Origin of the sequence: Micromonospora sp. NPDC049203 (assembly GCF_043197215.1) — a bacterium.
Lineage (GTDB): Bacteria > Actinomycetota > Actinomycetes > Mycobacteriales > Micromonosporaceae > Micromonospora.
Window position 1 is genome coordinate 396774 of the sequence record NZ_JBICSV010000001.1, and the last position, 18368, is coordinate 415141.

Consider the following 18368-nt stretch of genomic DNA (forward strand, 5'->3'; position numbering starts at 1 on the left):
GTCAGCGCCGGAACGGGCCGCGCACCTCGTACGTGATGCCGCCGGTGCCGGCCCGGGCGCCGCTGGTGCCGCGTTGCGAGGAGAAGTAGAGCCGGCTGCCGTCCGGGGAGAACGCCGGACCGGTGATCTCCGACTCGGACTGCCCGAGCAGCCGCAGGAACGGAGCCACCACACCGGCCGGCGTGATCACGTTGATCTCCATGTTGCCGCCGTCCTCGGCCACGTAGAGGTCACCGCCCGGGGTGCCGGTGATGTTGTCCACCCCGGTCAGGGGCGCGGCACCGGCCGGCACCAGCGAGTCGTCGTACGCGAGGTCGAGCCGCTGGTTCGCCGCGTCGTACGCCCACACCCGGTTGTCGCCCTTCGTCGTGAACCAGCAGGTGCCGTCGGCGTACCAGCAGCCCTCGCCGCCGTCGAACTCCTGCGCCGCGCCCACCTGGTAGCGGGTGGGCACCGGGAACCCGTCGCGGTCCGGCAGGTCCCGCCAGGTCACCGGCCCGGTCACCTGGCCGTCCGGGGCGCAGAGCACCTGGACCTTGCCGGTACGCAGGTCGCCCCAGGTGTCCGGCACGAAGCGGTAGAAGCAGCCGTCCGGCTCGTCCTCGGTCAGGTAGACCACCCGCCGCACCGGGTCGCAGGCCGCCGCCTCGTGCTTGAAGCGGCCCATCCGGGTCCGCTCCTCGCCGGAGCGGCCGCCCTCCGGCCACGTCTCGAACACCCGGCCCAGCGGCACCTCCTCGCAGGACAGCCACGTCCCCCACGGGGTCGGCCCGCCGGCGCAGTTGACGTTCGTGCCGCCGAGGATCCGGTACGCGGCGGCGATCGTGCCGTCGGCGGCGAACCGCACCGCCGAGGCACCGCCGACGAGCGGGACCTCCGAGTTGGAGACGTAGATCCAGCCGTCGCCGGACGGGAAGCACGCGCCGCCGTCGGGCGCCGGGTGCCAGGTGTACGAGGTGCCGGCGACCCGCTGCCCGGAACGCGCGATCACCCGGCTGGTAAAGCCCGCCGGCAACTGGAGGCCGTTGGCGTCGGCGGCGAGCAGGTCGCCGTACGGGCCGGCGCCGGGCTGGGCGGGCTGGGCCGGGGCGGCCGCGGCGGCCCAGAGACCACCGGCGAGAGCGGCGGCGCCACCGGCGGCGGTGGCACGCAGGACGGTACGACGATCCATCGGGGGGTGACCTTCCCGGAGGCGGTGGGTGTCTCCTCGACGGTAGAACGGAAACGCATCGACCGCTGCCACTACAGGGTGAACGACTGGTGACGGCGCTCCGGGGTCAGAGGCTCTCGACGTACCGCTTGGCGTCGGCCAGCGACATGTGCGTGTGCTCCCGTACCACCTTGATCGCCTGGATCTTCTTCCCCCGGTGCAGCAGCCGCGCGGCCTCGGCCCGCACCGCCTCGTCGACGCCCTTTCCGGGCGCCGGGGCGCCGGGCGGCCAGGTGCCGCCGGCCGCCAGCGCGTCCACCGCCCGCTTCGCGTCCAGCAGCGACAGCCCGGTCTGCTCGCGCATCACCTTGACCGCCTCGACCTGACGACCCGCGTGGATCAGGCGGAGCACCTCGGCCTGCCCGTCGCCGGCCGGGCGGTCCGGGGCGACCAGGTCCCGGGGACGATCGCGCCGCAGCACGAGCAGGAGGAGGAGCACCACCACGACGAGCGCCACCGCGAGCGCGACCTGGACAGCCGGGGACATGCCGGGAACGGTAGCGCCCCGCCGCGAGCCCTCCCGCCGGGGTCCCGCCGCAGTTACGCTCCGATCCTATGAGCGACGCGAGTGAGCTGCCGTCCCGCGCCGACGTCGTGGTGGTCGGCGCCGGGCACAACGGCCTGGTCTCGGCGATCCTGCTGGCCCGCGCCGGCCTGGACGTGCTGGTGCTGGAGGCGTCCGGCGTGATCGGCGGGGCGACCCGCACCGAGAACCCGTTCCCGAAGGTGCCGGGGCTGCGTCACTCCACCGGGTCGTACCTGCTCGGGCTGATGCCACCGGAGCTGCTGGCCACGCTGGACGTGAGCATCCCGGTGCTGCGCCGCGACCCGCACTACTTCCTGCCCACGCCGGGCGGGCTCGGCTCGCCGTACCTGCTGGCCGGCAGCGACGTGGCGGCGAGCCGGCGGCAGCTCGCGGAGATGTTCTCCCCCGCCGACGTCGCCGCCGACGACGCGCTGCACGCCGAGCTGGCCCAGCTACGGGAGGACCTCGCCCCGGCGTGGCTGGCCGAGCCGCTGCCGGTCGAGGAGACCGCCGAACGCTACGTGCGGCCAGCGCTGCGGCGGGTCTTCGTCGACCTGGTGCGCGGCTCGGTCGCCGACCACCTGGCCCGCTTCGACTTCCGCTCCGAGCTGCTGGTCAGCATGTACGCGGTCACCGACGGCCTGTCCGGGCTCAACGCCGGGCCGGACGACCCCGGCACCGGGCACAACTTCCTGGTGCACAACATGTGCCGGCTGCCGGGCGCGGACGGCACCTGGATGATCACCCGGGGCGGCATGGGCACGGTGTCCCGCACGTTCGCCGAGGCCGCCGTGCGCGCCGGGGCGCGGATCGTGGCCGACGCGCCGGTCACCGCGATCCGGCTGGCCGGAGGCACCGCCGCCGGGGTGACGCTCGCCGACGGGCGGGAGGTGGACGCCCCGGTGGTGCTCGGCGCGTGTGACCCGTACCGGCTGATGGAGCTGCTGCCCGACGGCGCGCTCCCGGCGGAGCTGGGCGCGCGGATGGCGGCAGTCCGCCGCCCCGGCACCACACTCAAGCTCAACCTGGCGCTGACCGGGCTGCCGCGCTTCTCCTGCCTGCCGGAGGACGCGCCGAGCCCGTTCGGCTCGACCATCCACCTGCTGCCCGGCTCGGCGTCGCTGGTCGGCGACGGCGGCGAGTCACCGATGGCCGCGCTGCGCGGCATGTGGGCGGACGTGCGGGCCGGACGGCTGCCGGACGAGCCGACGATCGAGTGGTACCTGCACACCACTGTCGACCCGTCGCTGTCCGACGACGCCGGGCACCACTCGTCGGCGCTGTTCGTGCAGTCGGTCCCCTACGAGCTGGCCGGCACCACCTGGGAGGCCGCGCTGCCCGGCTACGTCGAGCGGCTGATCGCGATCTGCGAACGGTACGCCCCGGGCGCCGGTGACCTGGTCGCGGACGCGGTGCCGCTGCCGCCGCCGGGCATCGAGGCGCACTTCGGCATCACCGGCGGGCACATCCACCACGTCGACAACACGGTGTCGTTCACCGACCGGATGCCGTACGCGACCGGTGTGGACGGCGTGTACGCGGGCAGCGCCGGCTGCCATCCGGCGGGCAGCGTGATCGGCGCGGCCGGGCACAACGCGGCCCGCCGCATCCTCGCCGACCTGGGTTGAGTCCTCCCGGCCGTCGGGCGCCTCCTGGCCGGCGGACGGCGGCGGCGGAAACCGTCAGACGGCCGCTTCCCCGGCCGGCGCCGGGGTCTCCGCGTCGGCGCGGTGCGCGCGGATCTTGTGCCCGACGCTGGTCAGGCAGCGCCCGCTGGCCAGGTCGAACTTCCAGCCGTGCAGCTGGCAGGTGAGCTGGTCACCCTCGACGATGCCGAACCGGCTCAGGTCCGCCTTCAGGTGCGGGCAGCGCCGCTGCACCACCCAGCCGTCGAGCGTGATGTCCTCGGCGTCGACCGCCCGCTCGTGCTCGTCGTACCAGCCCTCTGCGTACTGGAGGCGCTCCTCGGACAGGCACTTGAAGAAGGCGTAGACGAACTCGTTGTACTGGCCGATGCGGGCCGCGGAGAAACGGCAGGAGAGGAAGAGCGAGTTGACCCAGTCCACCTCGCCGATGTGCAGCAGGTGCTCGATCAGCGCCCGCTCGGTACGGAAGCGGTAGCGGACCTTCTCGTCCGCGTACGGCCGGACCTCCTTGCCCGGGAAGTCCACCACGATGGATTCAATGGTCTCTCCGCCTGTGCCGTCAGTGCCGACCAGGTCGAAGCGGACCGGCCCGCCGACGCCCTTGGCCAGGTAGATCGACTCGTCGAGCAGCGGCTCGATCCGGCGCTTCATCTCGCCCAGCACGTCCACCTCGGGGTGCCGCCAGGACGCCTTCTCGGCCTCGATGATCGGGCGCTTGCGCTCCCGCATCTCCTCCAGGTGGGCGACCTTGTTCGCGAAGAACTCCTCCACCGGCACCGGGTGCGTGGTGGTCGCGCCCTCGGTGGTGATCTCCGAGACGCTGCCGGGCAGCAGCACGACGCCGTTGGTGCCGCCGACCTTGGCGTACTCCGACAGGAACACCGACTGGTCGGGGAAGATGTTGCCCTCGTCGCCGAAGATGTCGTTGAACTGCCACAGCTCGTCGTCGAGGAAGCACGGCGGGCCGGCGATCGGGAAGACGTGGTCGGCCTTCAGGTCGTCGATGTAGCGCCAGGTGCGGTCGAACTGCCGGTCCCGCTTCTGCTTCCCGAACGCCGTCTTCGCCGCCTGCGGCAGCTCGTAGACCATCGGGTACCAGATCGCGCCGGAGAACTGGAGCATGTGCGCGTGCACGTGGCCGAGCTCGGCGAACACGGTCAGGTCGGTCGGGCGGGCGTCGTTCTGGTTGAGCAGCCGGACGCCGTCGTACTCGACCCAGAGCGAGGAGTCGCCGATCGGGCCGTCGGTCGGGCTGGTCAACGCCTGAATCATGATCTTCAGGCCGCCGGGCAGCTCCACCACCTGCTCGTTCGGGGCCTTGAGGAACTTCGTGAAGCCCAGCTCCCGGAACTCGTCCTCCATCTCCGAGGTGGGGAACTCGGGCAGCAGGACGGTGGCGTCCTTCGACACGAAGTCGCGCAGGTGCTTCGCGTCGAAGTGGTCCCGGTGCAGGTGCGACACGTACAGGTAGTCGACCTGGCCGAGCGTGGCCCAGTCGAGCTGGGAGTTGTCCGGGAAGGGGAACCACGAGGCGAAGTAGGCGGGGTTGACCCACGGGTCGCACAGGATGCTGCCCGCGGCCGTGTCGATCCGCATGCTGGCATGCCCCGTACCGGTCACTCGCACCGCAGTCCTCCTCAAAAAGGCATCAGGTGTACGTCAAGACGCTACCGGAGGCAGTGTGCTCGCCGTTCCGCGACGCCGGTAGTGGCCTTCCGCCCCGACCGGGACGGGACCAACGACCCGGGCCGGCCGGACGGTCCGCTGTCGCCCGCCCGGGTCATCCCCGGCACAGGAGGTCGGACCCTGCGCCGGGCCCGGTTACCGGCGTGCCAGACTGATCGGAGATCCGATCGCGAGGGAAGGACCGACAGTGGCAGGAGACGAGCCGGTAACCGCGCCAGATCAGCACAAGCCCGGACACCGCAAGTCCGGACGGATCGGTGCGGTGCTGTCGGCGTTGGCCTTGGTTCTGATGGCGTTCTGCGGGATCGAGGAAGGCCGGGTGGAGCACATCTGGCTGTTCGGGATCGCCGGGCTGCTGATCGCCATCGTCATCGGCGACGCCGTGCTGCGCCGCAACGGCCTGCGGTCCTGACGCGCGGCGCCCACGGTAGTGCGCGAAGGGCCCGCCCCCTGTCCGGGGGGCGGGCCCTTCGTCGTCTCGTGACCGCCGTCAGCGGCCGAGCAGGATGTCCTGCACGTCCTTGAGCGCGGCGTCGACCTCGGCCTCGAAGTAGCCACCGGGCACCAGCCCGAAGCGCAGCGTGTCGAGTTCCTTCGGGCTCACCGGCATCGGGTTGCGCCCCTGCATGCCCCCGAGCAGCGTCTCGAAGAACCGGTCGACCTGGTCCGGGTCGTACCCGCTGCCGAACCGGCGGACCTGGAAGCTGCGCCGGATCTGGTCGACCCGGTGCAGGTCGCTGCCGGGCGGGCCGGCCATCGGCGGACCCACCATCGGCGGACCGGCGACCGGCGGACCCACGAGCGGCGGGCCGGTCATCGACGGGCCCGGGCCGTAGCCGTGGTCCGGCGGACCGTAACCCGGGTCCGGCGGGCCGTAGCCGGGCTCGGGAGCGCCATAGCCCTGCTGCGGCAGCGCGGGCGGACCACCAGGGCCACGACCACGCAGCTCGCGCTCGGGCATGCGGATCTCGGCGGTCATGTCGGCCCGTCCCCGCCGGCCGGCCTCGAACCCGTCGAAACGGTCCTCCGGGCCGCCGTACCCACCGGGACCGCTGTCCGGCGGGCCGTATCCACCAGGGCCGCTGTCCGGACCGTACCCACCGGGACCCTTGTCCGGGCCGTAGCCACCGGGACCGTTGTCCGGGCCGTACCCACCGGGGCCGTTGTCCGGGCCGTAGCCGCCCGGGCCGGGCGGCAGGCCGCGCGACGGCGGACCGCCGTGCCCCATCGGCGCACCCGGGCCCATCGGGCCGGGGCCACCCGGGCCACGCGGGCCGTCGTAGCCACCGCGCGGGCCGTCGTAGCCACCGGCGAACGCGCCGGTCGGCTCGTCGTAGCGGCTGCCGTAGCGGTCGGCGGGCGGGCCGGGCTGGACCGGCATCTGCCGGGGCGGCATCGGCGGCTGCGGCACCGGCGACATGCCCCGGTCGTCGCGCATCGGCGGGCCCATCCGGTCGGCCATCCGGGGGTCGCCACCGCGCCCGGCCGGTGCGCCACCGCGCTCCTCCAGCTCGGCGAGCTGCCGCTCGACCCGGTCGAGGTGCAGGTCGACCTGCCACTCGTCGTAGCCGTTGAACCGGACCCGGAAGACGACGTCGTGGACCTCCTGGGAAGCCACGGGCGCGCCGACCGGCTGGCCTTCGAGTGTCGCCTCGACCCGGTCCAGGAAGGCGTCGACCTCGTCGACCTTGTAGCCCCGGCGGAGCGCCTTACGCCGGAAACGCTGACCCTGACTCGCCACTATGTCTCCTGGTCTCGTACCGCTACGCCGTTGCCGCGCGTGAGTCGCCGTCCGTGTCCTCGGCGGCGGCGAGCTGCCCACAGGCCCCGTCGATCTCGCGTCCCCGGGTGTCGCGCACCGTGGTCGACACACCGGCGGCGCGCAACCGCCGGACGAACTCCCGCTCGACCGGCTTCGGGCTGGCGTCCCAGCGGCTGCCCGGGGTCGGGTTGAGCGGGATCAGGTTCACGTGGGCCAGCTTGCCGGCCAGTAGCCGCCCGAGCAGATCGGCTCTCCACGGCTGGTCGTTCACGTCCTTGATCATCGCGTATTCGATGGACACGCGACGTCCCGTCGTGGCCGCGTAGTCCCACGCCGCGTCCAGCACCTCGGACACCTTCCAGCGCTGGTTGACCGGGACGAGTTCGTCGCGCAGCTCATCATCGGGGGCATGCAGCGACAACGCAAGGGTCACCGAGAGGTCTTCGCTGGCCAGTCGGCGGATCGCCGGCACCAGGCCGACTGTCGAGACGGTGATGTGCCGCTGCGACAGGCCCAGCCCCTCCGGCGCCGGGGCGACCAGCCGGCGGATCGCCGCCACCACCCGCGAGTAGTTGGCGAGCGGCTCGCCCATGCCCATGAACACCACGTGCGACAGCCGCGGCGGGGACCCGGCCACCACGCCGGAGGCGGCCACACCGGCCAGGTAGACCGCCTGGTCGACGATCTCGGCGGTGGACAGGTTGCGGGTCAGCCCGGCCTGGCCGGTGGCGCAGAACGGGCAGGCCATGCCGCAGCCGGCCTGGCTGGAGATGCAGACCGTCACCCGGTCCGGGTAGCCCATCAGCACGCTCTCCACCAGCGAGCCGTCGTGCAGCCGCCAGAGCGCCTTGCGGGTCGCGCCGTCGTCGCAGGCCAGCTCGCGCACCGGGGTGAGCAGGTTGGGCAGCAGCGTGCCGGCCAGCCGCTCCCGGGTCGCCGCCGGCAGGTCGGTCATCCGCTCCGGGTCGCGCACGAGGCGGCCGAAGTAGTGGTTGGAGACCTGCTTGGCGCGGAACGCCGGCTCGCCCAGCTCGGCGACGAGCGCCTGCCGGCCGGGCAGGTCCAGGTCGGCGAGGTGGCGGGGAGGCATCGAGGGCCGGCGGCCGCGGGCGTCGGGGTCTACGGAGATCAGCGGGAGACTCGTCATGGCGCGTCCAGTCTGACACGCTCCCGCCCGGACGCACCCGTCCGTACGTGTCGAATCGCCCCCGGCCGGCCGGGCCGCCCCGGCTCGACGCCGTGATTCATGCCTCAGCCCGTCACCGGGACGAAGACCGCGAGCAGCAGGTACGCCACCGGCACGGCGAACAGGATCGAGTCGAGCCGGTCCATCAGGCCGCCGTGCCCGGGCAGCAGGTTGCTCATGTCCTTGACGCCGAGATCCCGCTTGATCATCGACTCGGCGAGGTCACCGAGCACCGCCGCGACCGAGATCGCCATCCCGAACAGCGCACCCCACCAGGGGGCCACGTCGAACAACGCCCAGAGCAGCGCCGCGCTGCCCGCCGCCGCGGCGGTCACCGAGCCGGCGAAGCCCTCCCAGGACTTCTTCGGGCTGATCGTGGGAGCCATCGGGTGCTTGCCGAACGACACGCCAGCGGCGTACCCGCCGGTGTCGGAGAGCACCACCGCCGCCAGCGTCACCAGCACGCGCAGGGCCCCGTCGCCCGGCGCCGCCGCGAGCATGGCCGCGAACCCCGCGAGGAACGGCACGTACACCGCGATCAGGGTGGCCGCGGTGAGGTCACGCTGGTAGTCACCGGGCCCGTCGCCCAGCCGCCAGATCATCGTGCCCAGCACCGTGACCAGCAGCCCGAGGCAGAGCGCGTCGGGCCCCGCGTACCAGGCCAGACCCACTGTGATCACGCCACCGGCGACGAGCGGCGCCAGCGGCGGGTGGGCGCCGCTGCGGCGCACCGCGCGGGCCATCTCCCAGATGCCGATGCCCACCGCGGTCGCGAGCACGGCGAGGAACGCCGGCATGAAGAAGAACAGCGGCACCACGACCGCCGCGCCGAGGGCCACCCCGACACCGATCGCCGCCGGCAGGTTGCGCCCCGCCCGGGACGTCTTCGGCGCGACGGTCGGCGGACGCTCCGGGCTCGCCCGCCGCCGCCCCCGGCCCCGGCGACCGGCCGGCGGCTCGGGCTCGGGCACCGGCGCGGGCTCGTCGCGTACCGCCGGGATCTGGTCGGTGGGCTCGTCCCGCACCGGCGCGATCTGCGCGGTCGGGTACTCGTCGTCGCGAGCGGGCTCACCCCACGGGCCGTCGTGCTCCGGCCCGGTGGGCCGCCCACGGTCGCCGGCCGGCGGTCCGTCGTACCGGCCCGGGCCGTCGTGGTGCCGCGAGGTCGTCGGGTACGCCCCGGCGTACGTCTCCGTACCCGGGTAGGTGTCCGGGCGGGCGTAGGTGTCCGGCTCGGCGGGTGAGGTGTGCGCGGCCGGGCCGGGTCGCCAGGGACCGGGCTCCAGGTCGGTGTCCGGCCAGGGCAGGGCCGGGGCGGCCGGGCGGTCCCAGCCGCGCGGCTCGGTGCTGCCGTAGGGGTCGGGGTGGGACATCACGCACCGGCAGCCGGTACGAGAGCCACCACATGACGCAAGACCAAGACCATCCCCTACCGGCGTGAGACTTCCTGTTTACCGACCGACGGCCGGGCGACTCCCGCCGTTCACCCCGTGGTGGTCGGGAATCGTGCCGAGCCTACTGCACCCGCCGGAGCGCCGAGGGTGTGCGCCGCCGGGCACGACGACGGCACCGGGCCGCCGCCCCGACGGGCGACGGCGGCGCGGTGCCGTGCGAGGTACGCGGGTGCTCAGACCTCGAGCAGCTCGCTCTCCTTGTGCTTGACCAGCTCGTCGACTCCTGCGACGAAACGGTGGGTCAGGTCGTCCAGTTCCTTCTCCGCGCGCCGGCCCTCGTCCTCGCCGACCTCGCCGTCCTTGACCAGGCGGTCCAGCTCCTCCTTGGCCTTGCGGCGGATGTTGCGGACGGCGACCTTGGCCTCTTCGCCCTTCTGCCGGGCGACCTTGATCATCTCCCGGCGCCGCTCCTCGGTCATCTGCGGCAGGACGATGCGGAGCTGGTTGCCCTCGTTGTTCGGGTTGGCCCCGAGGTCCGAGTCGCGGATCGCCTTCTCCATGGCGCCCAGCTGCGAGTTGTCGTACGGCTTGATGATCACCATGCGGGGCTCGGGCACCGCGATGGAGGCCATCTGCGGCAGCGGGGTCGGGCTGCCGTAATAGTCGATGACGATCCGGGAGAACATGGCGGCGTTGGCGCGTCCGGTACGGATCCCGCCGAACTCCTCCTTGGCGTGCTCGATGGCACGCTCCATCTTCTCCTCCGCCTCGAGGAGGGTGTCGTCGATCACCGGTCTCCTCGCCTCCTTCTGTCGCTCGTCGGGTGTGGTGCGGGTGCTGCCGTGGCAGAGAGGGACCGTTGCCGGTCCGGCGGGCCGGTCAGGCCGTGATCAGGGTGCCGATCTTCTCACCGCCGACGGCGCGGACGATGGTGTCGTCGCCCTGCGCGCCGAAGACCAGCATCGGCAGGCCGTTCTCCATGCAGAGGCTGAACGCGGCGGCGTCGGCCACCCGCAGGTTACGGCGCAGCACCTCGGAGAAGGTGATCGAGTCGAGCTTGCTCGCGGTCGGGTCGATCCGGGGGTCGGCGGTGTAGACCGCGTCCACGCCGTTCTTGCTCATCAGCACCACGTCCGCGCGGATCTCCAGCGCCCGCTGGGCGGCCACCGTGTCGGTGGAGAAGTACGGCATGCCGGCGCCCGCGCCGAAGATGACCACGCGGCCCTTCTCCAGGTGCCGGATCGCGCGCAGCGGGATGTACGGCTCGGCGACCTGGGCCATGGTGATCGCGGTCTGCACCCGGGTCTCGATGCCCTCCTTCTCCAGGAAGTCCTGGAGGGCCAGGCAGTTCATGACCGTGCCGAGCATGCCCATGTAGTCGGCGCGGGCCCGGTCCATGCCGCGCTTCTGCAGCTCGGCGCCGCGGAAGAAGTTACCGCCGCCGACCACCACGGAGACCTGCACGCCGCGGCGCACCACGGTGGCGATCTGCCGGGCGATGCCCTGCACGACGTCGGGGTCGACGCCGATCGCGCCGCCGCCGAAGACCTCGCCGGAGAGCTTCAGCACCACCCGGCGGGACCGACCGGGCGGAGGTGCGGTCGGATCCTCCACCGCCAGGTTCCGGTCACTCACAACCTGCGTCATCCGCCCCGCCCCTTCTCCCCGCGCATCACGCGGTGTCGCGTACGTGCCCCTGCCGACCCTATGTGACGAGGAGGCCGCGGTGCCTGTCGCGTACACCGGCGGCCTCCTCGTCAACGTCTCCCCTGTGCCCGGGCCGGACGGCCCGGCGCGGCGGCTCAGGCCTGGCCGACCTCGAACCGCAGGAAGCGCGTCACCTCGATGCCGGCGTCGGCCAGCACCTGCTTGACGGTCTTCTTGTTGTCGGCGACCGACGCCTGCTCCAGCAGGACGAAGTCCTTGAAGAAGGCGTTGACCCGGCCCTCGACGATCTTCGGCAGCGCCGCCTCGGGCTTGTTCTCCTCGCGGGCGGTCTGCTCGGCGATGCGCCGCTCGGACTCGACGGTCTCGGCCGGCACCTCGTCGCGGGTGAGGTACTTCGGCCGCATCGCGGCGATCTGCATGGCCACGGCGCGCGCGTCGGCGTCCGCCGCCTCGTCGCTCTTGCCGGTGAACTCGACCAGCACGCCGACCGCCGGGGGCAGGTCCTGGCTCTTGCGGTGCAGGTAGACAGCGGTGGTCCCGTCCAGCTTGGCGAAGCGGTTGAGCACCAGCTTCTCGCCGATCTTGGCGGACTGCTCCTGGATCAGGTCGGCCACGCTCTTGCCGTCGATGCTGCTGGCGAGCAGCTCCTCGGCGTTGGTGGCGCCGCTGGCCACGCCGTGCTCGACCAGCTGCTGGGCCAGCGCGATGAAGGCGTCGTTCTTGGCGACGAAGTCGGTCTCGCAGTTGAGCTCGAGCAGCGCCTGGCCGGAGTGGGCGATGAGGCCGTTGGCGGCGGTGCGCCCGGCCCGCTTGCCGACGTCCTTGGCGCCCTTGACGCGCAGGATCTCGACGGCCTTGTCGAAGTCGCCCTCGGCCTCGGTCAGCGCCTTCTTGGAGTCCATCATGCCGGCGCCGGTGAGGTCGCGGAGCTTCTTGACGTCCGCGGCGGTGAAGTTGGACATGACTCTCTCTTCGGTGTCAGTGAGGTGGTCTGGGGTGCTGGTTACCCGGTTCCGGGCCGGTGCTGCCCGGCGTACCCGTCACGTCCCCACCACCGGCGATTCCCGGCGGTGGGGACGCGACGGCGAGATCACTCCGCGGCGGCGGTCGCCGGCTGCTCGGCGGCAGGCGCGGCGGGCTCGGCCGGCTCGGCGGCGGCGGGCTGCTCGTCGGCCTTCTTCGGCTCCTCGAGCAGCTCGCGCTCCCACTCGGCCAGCGGCTCGCCGGCGGCGACCTGGCCGGCCTCGGGCTTCTCGTCCGCGCCCCGGTTACGGCCGGAACGGGCGATCAGGCCGTCGGCGACGGCGGCGGCGACGACCTTGGTCAGCAGCTCGGCCGAGCGGATGGCGTCGTCGTTGCCCGGGATCGGGAAGTCGACCTCGTCCGGGTCGCAGTTGGTGTCGAGCACGGCGATCACCGGGATGCCCAGCTTGCGGGCCTCGTCGACGGCGATGTGCTCCTTCTTGGTGTCGACGATCCACACCGCGGCCGGGAGCTTCTGCATGTCCCGCAGACCACCGAGGGTCTTGGTCAGCTTGATCTTCTCGCGGGAGAGCTGGAGCGTCTCCTTCTTGGTGTAACCGGCGGCGGTGCCGCTCAGGTCACCCAGGGCCTCCAGCTCCTTCATCCGCTGCAGCCGCTTGTACACGGTCTGGAAGTTGGTCAGCATGCCACCGAGCCAGCGGTGGTTGACGTACGGCTGACCGACCCGGGTCGCCTGCTCGGCGATGGCCTCCTGGGCCTGCTTCTTGGTGCCGACGAACAGGATGCTGCCGCCACCCGCGACGGTGGTGCGGACGAACTCGTACGCCTTCTCGATGTAGTCGAGCGTCTGGCGCAGGTCGATGATGTAGATACCGTTGCGCTCGGTGAAGATGAAGCGCTTCATCTTCGGGTTCCAGCGCCGGGTCTGGTGCCCGAAGTGCACACCGCTTTCCAGCAGCTGACGCATGGTCACGACGGCCATGGTGGGTTACTCCTACGTTGTCCCTGGTTGTCCGTCCGGCCGGCGGCCGGACGCCTGGCGCCCGGTCGCCGGCCAGGGTGGGCCCGGTACGTCAGACCGGGACCAGGGAGGCCGTCGCCCCACGGAGAGACCGTGGAGAGGGCACGCGAGGTCGACCGCGCGAGGCGGTCGCCAGTCGACCAGTGTACGCGCCCTCTCCGCTGCCCGGCCCCCGGGTGCGGAGCACGCCCGCCCGGTCAGCCGGCGGCGAGCGCGGCGGCCAGGAACAACACCAGCCCGACGGTCAGGTACGCCGTCGGCGGGCGCAGCCAGCCCCGGCTGCCGTCGGCGAGCGCCAGCCCTCCGGTGCGCAGCCCGTACAGGCCGGTGCCGAAGATCGGCAGGCCCACCACCAGGAACATGCCCACCACGACGTGCGACGTCGACACCGGGTCACCGAAGATGCCGTGCAGCAACACCCGCACCGCCGGCACCTCCAGCACCAGCACGAGCACCGCCAGCAGGACCGCCAGCGCCGGGCGCCGGGTCCGGTAGACGCCGTCACCGGGCGGCGGCCCGTCCGGGCGCGGCAGCACAGCGGGCATCGGACCGGTCGGCATCTCCAGCGGGTGCGGGGTCGCCGCCGGCTGGGCGGGACCACCCGGGCGCTCGCCGATCCGCAGCGGAGTGGGCTCGCCGGGGTTCAGCCGACCGGCGGCGGAGGGCTCGGCCCCGTCCGGGCCCACGGCGCCGGGCGCGGCCGGCTCGACCACCGGGTAGCCGCCGACCGGGCTGAGCCGGGGCTGGTCGACGCCGCCGACCGCGCTCCGGGCGTCGGCGCCGCCGGCCGGGTCGCTGCCGTGGGCGATGAGGCCGTACGGGTCGGCGCCGGCCGGGGCGGCTGTCGGCGTACCGAGCGGGCTCGCCAGCGGGTTCCCGTGGGCGGCGGTGCCGAGCGCGTCGACGCCGCTGCGGGACACCGAGCCGAGCGGGTCGGCCGACTCGCGCGCCGCGCGGCGGGCGGCTCGCGACCCGGGCAGCTCCCCGGAGACCTCCGGGTCGTCCGGCCGCTGCGACCGCCAGCTGCTCGTGTCGTCCACCAGCGGATCGGCGGCGGAGTACCGGCCCGGCTCGGCGTACCGGTTCTCACCGGCCCGCTGCTCAGGCGTGCGGTAGTCGTCGTCGCGGTAGCGGGGCTCACCCGCGGCGCGCCAGTCCGACTCGTATCCGCGGTCGCCCCAACGCGACCCCTGCTCATCCTCGGAATAGCTCCGTCGTCCGTCCACGACCGGCACGGTATGCGACACGCACCAGCCGCGCCATTCGGACACCCGGCCATATCGGCCCAGGTCAGCACCGATATCGAGGGGTCGCCGCCGCACTACTTTGGGTAGTCGTGCGATGTGAAGGCCGGTGCGGCACCCGGGTACGGGAAATCGTCGGGGAAGGCGGTCACCACGGCTTCGCGGTTGAGCACGTCGACCAGGAAGTGCGCCAGGCAACCGTCGAACAGGTGCCACTCGTCGAAGTCCCGGGCGCCGTTCACCGCGATGCGCCACCGATCCGGCGCGTCGCCCGGGTCGCGCACCCAGTAGACGGTGTCTCCGTTGTCGGTCAGGGCCACCGCCGTCAGACCGTCGACCGGTGCGGGTAGCGCCTCCCCGCTGGAGGCGTACGCGCGCAGCACTTCGGCGGCCTCCGCGACACCGCGCGCGAGGTCCAGCCGCGCAACCGGATGGCCGGGCACGAGCAGCGCCAGGAAGTCGTCGAACTTCCCCGGCCCGTACCGGTCGACGAGATCCTTGTAGTCCCTGGGGAGTGCGGAATCGAGCGAGCGCTCCACCGCCGGCCAGTCCGGCGGCGCGCTCAGACGGGCCGGAGGCGGCACCATCCGCACGAGCCGCTCGACGTACCTGTTCACGCGAGTCTGAAGTCACTTCTGGTGACCCCGTACCGGTCGGGCACCACCAGGCAGCTGAAACGCCGGCCCGCAAGGCTGGACTGCTCGACGCCCAGATTCAGGGCGAGCACCGCCGCATCCGTCCTCCGAACCCTGGATTCGGCGTCCGCCTCGCGGAACTCCGCGATCCCGCCGCAGGCCGAAGCGTCGAACGACGTGTTCCGAGCTGCCACGGCACTCCACTCTCGCTGTCGGACCGGCTCATCATGCCTGTCCCTAGCAGATCGACAACATGATCGTCGTTCCGTCCACAGGCCCACCCCTGTCCACAGGTCACCGGACCGGGCCACCCGCGATCAGGGACGCCGGTCGCATCCTGACCGGCATGACGAACCGGAACCGAGCCGTCGGGGCGTACGGCGAGCGGTGCGCGCTGCGGCACCTGATCGAGACGGGCCTGCGCCCGGTCGCCCGCAACTGGCGCTGTCCCGAGGGCGAGATCGACATCATCGCCTGGGACGGCCCGGTCCTCGCCATCTGCGAGGTCAAGACCCGCCGTACCGAGCGGTTCGGCTCCCCCGCCGAGGCCGTCGTGCAGGCCAAGGCCCGTCGGCTGCGCGGCCTGGCCGCCCGCTGGCTCGCCGAGACCGGCACCACCGCCGACGAGGTCCGCTTCGACGTCCTCTCCGTCCGGCTCCCGCTCACCGGCCCCGCCCGCGTCGAACACCTCCGCGGCGCGTTCTGACATGGGGTACGCGAAAGTGCTGAGCGTCGGCCTGGCCGGAGTCGCCGGGCACCTCGTCGAGGTCGAGGCCGACCTGGCTCCCGGACTGCCCGCCGTGATCATCTCCGGCCTGCCCGACACCGCCCTGCACGAGGCGCGCGACCGGGTCCGCGCCGCGATCGTCAACTCCGGCCAGAAGTGGCCCAACCGTCGCATCACCCTCAACCTGCTCCCCGCCACCCTGCCGAAATACGGCTCGGCGTTCGACCTCGCCATCGCGCTCGCCGTCCTGGCGGGCTCGGGTGAGCTGCCGCCGGTGGCCCTGGACGCCACCGTCGTGCTCGGCGAACTCGGCCTCGACGGCGCGGTACGCCCCGTCCGCGGCACGCTGCCCATGGTCGCCGCCGCCGCCCGCGCCGGGCACACCCGCGTCGTCGTACCCGCCGGCAACGCCGCCGAGGCGGCGGTCATCCCGGGCGTACGGGTGCACGCCGTCGACACCCTGCACCGGCTCGTCGCCCACGTCCGCGACGGCAGCCCGCTGCTCACCCCACCCGCCCACGTCCCGGGCGGCGGCACCGTCGGGCCCGACCTGGTCGACGTGGCCGGGCAGCCGCTCGGACGGCGCGCACTGGAGATCGCCGCCGCCGGCGGCCACCACCTCGCGCTGCTCGGTCCGCCCGGCGCCGGCAAGACCATGCTCGCCGAGCGGCTGCCCTCGATCCTGCCCGAACTGGACGACGAGGCAGCTCTGGAGGTGACCGCGCTGCACTCGATCGCCGGCCTGCTGCCACCCGGCGGCGGCCTGCTGCGCCGTCCCCCGTTCCAGGCGCCACACCACACCGCCACGGTGCCCGCGCTCGTCGGAGGCGGCTCCGGGCTGGCCCGGCCCGGCGCGGTGTCGCTCGCCCACCGCGGGGTCCTGTTCCTCGACGAAGCGCCCGAGTTCAGCAAGGGCGCGCTGGAGGCGTTGCGGCAGCCGCTGGAGAGCGGCCGGGTGCGGGTGGCGCGTACCCGGGGCGCCACCGAGTACCCGGCCCGCACCCAACTGGTGCTGGCGGCCAACCCCTGCCCCTGCGCGAAGCCCTCCGGTGACGTCGACTGCGAGTGCCCGCCGCTGACCCGGCGGCGCTACCTGGGACGCCTGTCGGGTCCGCTGCTCGACCGGGTGGACGTGCAGGTCCGGTTGACCGCGGTACGCGCGGCGGAGCTGCTGCGCACCGACGCCGCGCACGAGTCCTCGGCCACCGTCGCCGCCCGGGTCGTCGCCGCGCGGCACGCCGCCGCCGACCGTTGGGCGGCCACCGGGCACCGGGTCAACGCCGACGTTCCCGGCCCGTACCTGCGCCGGCCGCCGTGGCACCTGCCCGCCCGGGTCACCACGGATCTGCGCCGCCGGCTCGACACCGGTTCGCTGTCCGCGCGCGGCTACGACCGCGTACTCCGTCTCGCCTGGACCATCGCCGACCTGGACGGGCGGGATCGGCCCGGCCGCGACGACGTGGCGGAGGCCATCCAGCTCAGGACGGGAGAGGTCGCGTGAGCGCCGACGACCACCGGCTGGCGCGGGTCGCGCTCACCTGGCTCGCCGAGCCCGGCACCCGGTCGGTGTACGCCCTGGTCAAGCGGATCGGCCCGGTCGCCGCGCTCGACCTGCTGCTGTCCGGCGAAGCGCCGGACCGGGCGCTGCGGTCGGCCGTCGCGGCGCGCGGCGCCGCCGGTGACGCCCGGACGGTCGCCGCCGACGCGCTGGCGCGCGGCGAACGACTCGGCGCCCGGCTGGTCACCCCGGACGACGACGAATGGCCCACCCAGGTCGGGGACCTGCGCCGGCTGGCGATGTCCGGGGCCACCCGGCGGGTCGACGTGGAGACCGATCCGCCGCTCTGCTTCTGGGTACGCGGCGCGTGGCCGCTCGACGAGGCGCTGGCACGCTCGGTGGCGGTGGTCGGCGCCCGGGCGGCCACCCCCTACGGCGCGCACATCGCCACCGAGCTGGGCTACGGCCTCGCCGATCGGGAGTGGACAGTCCTGTCCGGTGGCGCGTTCGGCATCGACGCCGCGGCGCATCGCGGGGCGTTGACAGCGGGCGGGCGCACCGTCGCCGTGCTCGCCTGCGGCGTGGACCGCCCGTACCCGATGGGCAACGCCGCGCTGTTCGACCGCATCGCCGACACCGGCCTGCTGGTGAGCGAGTGGATTCCCGGCGCGGAGCCGCTGCGCCCACGATTCCTCATCCGCAACCGGGTCATCGCCGCGGCGACGAACGGCACGGTGCTGGTCGAGGCCGCCGCCCGCAGCGGCGCCACCCAGACGCTCAACCGGGCGCTCGGCCTGCACCGCCCGGCGATGGTGGTGCCGGGCCCGGTGACCTCGGCGATGTCCGTCGGCGGGCACGAGGTGCTGCGGGAACACCCACGGGCCCGGCTGGTCACGAACGTCGCGCACGTGCTGGAGGAGGTGGGGCGCATCGGGTACGACCTGGCCCCGCCCGCCCGGGCCCCCGAACGTCCACGGGACCGGCTCGACGAGGAGGCCACCCAGGTGCTGGAGGCGCTGCCGCGCCGCCGGGCGCTGGACCTGGAGAGCGTCGCGGCACGCGCCGGCGTGGACCTGCGCACCGCCATGCGCAAGCTGTCCATGCTGGAGGAACTGGCGATGGTGGTACGCCGCGACGACGGCTACGCGCTCGCACCCCCACCGGCCGCCCGCACGTGACCG

Annotated in this window: 18 protein-coding genes; 5 read left to right on the forward strand and 13 right to left on the reverse strand. The window is 73.3% G+C overall.

The window, feature by feature from the left end; translation table 11 throughout:
* Position 1: 1 nt before the first annotated feature.
* Together ACGFIA_RS01810 and ACGFIA_RS01815 are read right to left on the reverse strand one after the other, a co-directional pair.
* Positions 2–1171, reverse strand: coding sequence for an alkaline phosphatase PhoX (locus ACGFIA_RS01810; protein ID WP_393257914.1), 1170 nt, complete (start codon positions 1169–1171; stop codon positions 2–4).
* A 106-nt stretch (positions 1172–1277) separates the two neighbouring features.
* Positions 1278–1697, reverse strand: coding sequence for a 50S ribosomal protein L7/L12 (locus ACGFIA_RS01815; RefSeq protein WP_393257917.1), 420 nt, complete (start codon positions 1695–1697; stop codon positions 1278–1280).
* A gap of 68 nt (positions 1698–1765) precedes the next feature.
* On the opposite strand from ACGFIA_RS01815, the gene ACGFIA_RS01820 reads away from it, so the two are divergent.
* Positions 1766–3364, forward strand: a complete 1599-nt coding sequence (locus ACGFIA_RS01820; RefSeq protein ID WP_393257920.1) for a phytoene desaturase family protein — start codon at positions 1766–1768, stop codon at positions 3362–3364.
* Between the two features lie 54 nt (positions 3365–3418).
* Here ACGFIA_RS01820 and ACGFIA_RS01825 read toward each other — a convergent pair whose 3' ends face one another.
* On the reverse strand, positions 3419–5008 hold the full coding sequence (locus tag ACGFIA_RS01825) for a Rieske 2Fe-2S domain-containing protein (protein WP_357467303.1): 1590 nt from the start codon (positions 5006–5008) through the stop codon (positions 3419–3421).
* A gap of 247 nt (positions 5009–5255) precedes the next feature.
* On the opposite strand from ACGFIA_RS01825, the gene ACGFIA_RS01830 reads away from it, so the two are divergent.
* Positions 5256–5480 (forward strand): hypothetical protein, encoded by a 225-nt coding sequence (locus tag ACGFIA_RS01830; protein ID WP_081635946.1) that lies wholly within the window; start codon positions 5256–5258, stop codon positions 5478–5480.
* A 78-nt stretch (positions 5481–5558) separates the two neighbouring features.
* Here ACGFIA_RS01830 and ACGFIA_RS01835 read toward each other — a convergent pair whose 3' ends face one another.
* The 10 genes from ACGFIA_RS01835 to ACGFIA_RS01880 all read right to left on the reverse strand — a co-directional run bounded on the left by ACGFIA_RS01835 (position 5559) and on the right by ACGFIA_RS01880 (position 15156).
* Positions 5559–6809: a DivIVA domain-containing protein gene (locus ACGFIA_RS01835; protein WP_393257924.1), complete on the reverse strand. Its 1251-nt coding sequence runs from the start codon at positions 6807–6809 to the stop codon at positions 5559–5561.
* A gap of 22 nt (positions 6810–6831) precedes the next feature.
* Entirely contained in the window at positions 6832–7977 is a 1146-nt protein-coding gene (gene rlmN, locus ACGFIA_RS01840) for a 23S rRNA (adenine(2503)-C(2))-methyltransferase RlmN (RefSeq protein WP_393257928.1), read from the reverse strand.
* Between the two features lie 104 nt (positions 7978–8081).
* On the reverse strand, positions 8082–9389 hold the full coding sequence (locus ACGFIA_RS01845) for a phosphatidate cytidylyltransferase (RefSeq protein ID WP_357382347.1): 1308 nt from the start codon (positions 9387–9389) through the stop codon (positions 8082–8084).
* Positions 9390–9643: 254 nt separating this feature from the next.
* On the reverse strand, positions 9644–10201 hold the full coding sequence (frr, locus tag ACGFIA_RS01850) for a ribosome recycling factor (protein ID WP_030504243.1): 558 nt from the start codon (positions 10199–10201) through the stop codon (positions 9644–9646).
* Between the two features lie 88 nt (positions 10202–10289).
* Positions 10290–11057, reverse strand: a complete 768-nt coding sequence (gene pyrH / locus ACGFIA_RS01855; protein WP_357382344.1) for a UMP kinase — start codon at positions 11055–11057, stop codon at positions 10290–10292.
* A gap of 155 nt (positions 11058–11212) precedes the next feature.
* Entirely contained in the window at positions 11213–12040 is an 828-nt protein-coding gene (tsf, locus tag ACGFIA_RS01860) for a translation elongation factor Ts (RefSeq protein ID WP_357382342.1), read from the reverse strand.
* Positions 12041–12168: 128 nt separating this feature from the next.
* Positions 12169–13044 carry a 30S ribosomal protein S2 gene (rpsB, locus tag ACGFIA_RS01865; RefSeq protein WP_357382340.1) on the reverse strand — a complete coding sequence of 292 codons (876 nt, stop codon included), beginning with the start codon at positions 13042–13044 and terminating at the stop codon, positions 12169–12171.
* A gap of 236 nt (positions 13045–13280) precedes the next feature.
* Positions 13281–14318, reverse strand: coding sequence for a hypothetical protein (locus tag ACGFIA_RS01870; RefSeq protein ID WP_393258587.1), 1038 nt, complete (start codon positions 14316–14318; stop codon positions 13281–13283).
* Between the two features lie 86 nt (positions 14319–14404).
* A complete protein-coding gene (locus ACGFIA_RS01875; protein WP_393257935.1) occupies positions 14405–14944 on the reverse strand; it encodes a hypothetical protein in 540 nt (179 codons plus the stop codon).
* Positions 14941–15156: a hypothetical protein gene (locus ACGFIA_RS01880; RefSeq protein WP_357382334.1), complete on the reverse strand. Its 216-nt coding sequence runs from the start codon at positions 15154–15156 to the stop codon at positions 14941–14943. The genes ACGFIA_RS01875 and ACGFIA_RS01880 overlap by 4 nt, the downstream gene beginning before the upstream one ends.
* Before the next feature lie 152 nt (positions 15157–15308).
* Between ACGFIA_RS01880 and ACGFIA_RS01885 the strand changes: the two genes are divergently transcribed.
* Genes ACGFIA_RS01885 through ACGFIA_RS01895 form a run of 3 tightly spaced genes read left to right on the forward strand, consistent with a single transcriptional unit; the run spans position 15309 to position 18365 of the window.
* Complete coding sequence (locus tag ACGFIA_RS01885) at positions 15309–15668, forward strand: YraN family protein (protein ID WP_357382332.1); 360 nt, start codon at positions 15309–15311, stop codon at positions 15666–15668.
* Position 15669: 1 nt separating this feature from the next.
* Positions 15670–17190, forward strand: coding sequence for a YifB family Mg chelatase-like AAA ATPase (locus tag ACGFIA_RS01890; protein ID WP_357382330.1), 1521 nt, complete (start codon positions 15670–15672; stop codon positions 17188–17190).
* Positions 17100–18365 (forward strand): DNA-processing protein DprA, encoded by a 1266-nt coding sequence (locus ACGFIA_RS01895; protein WP_393258590.1) that lies wholly within the window; start codon positions 17100–17102, stop codon positions 18363–18365. The genes ACGFIA_RS01890 and ACGFIA_RS01895 overlap by 91 nt, the downstream gene beginning before the upstream one ends.
* Positions 18366–18368 lie beyond the last annotated feature (3 nt).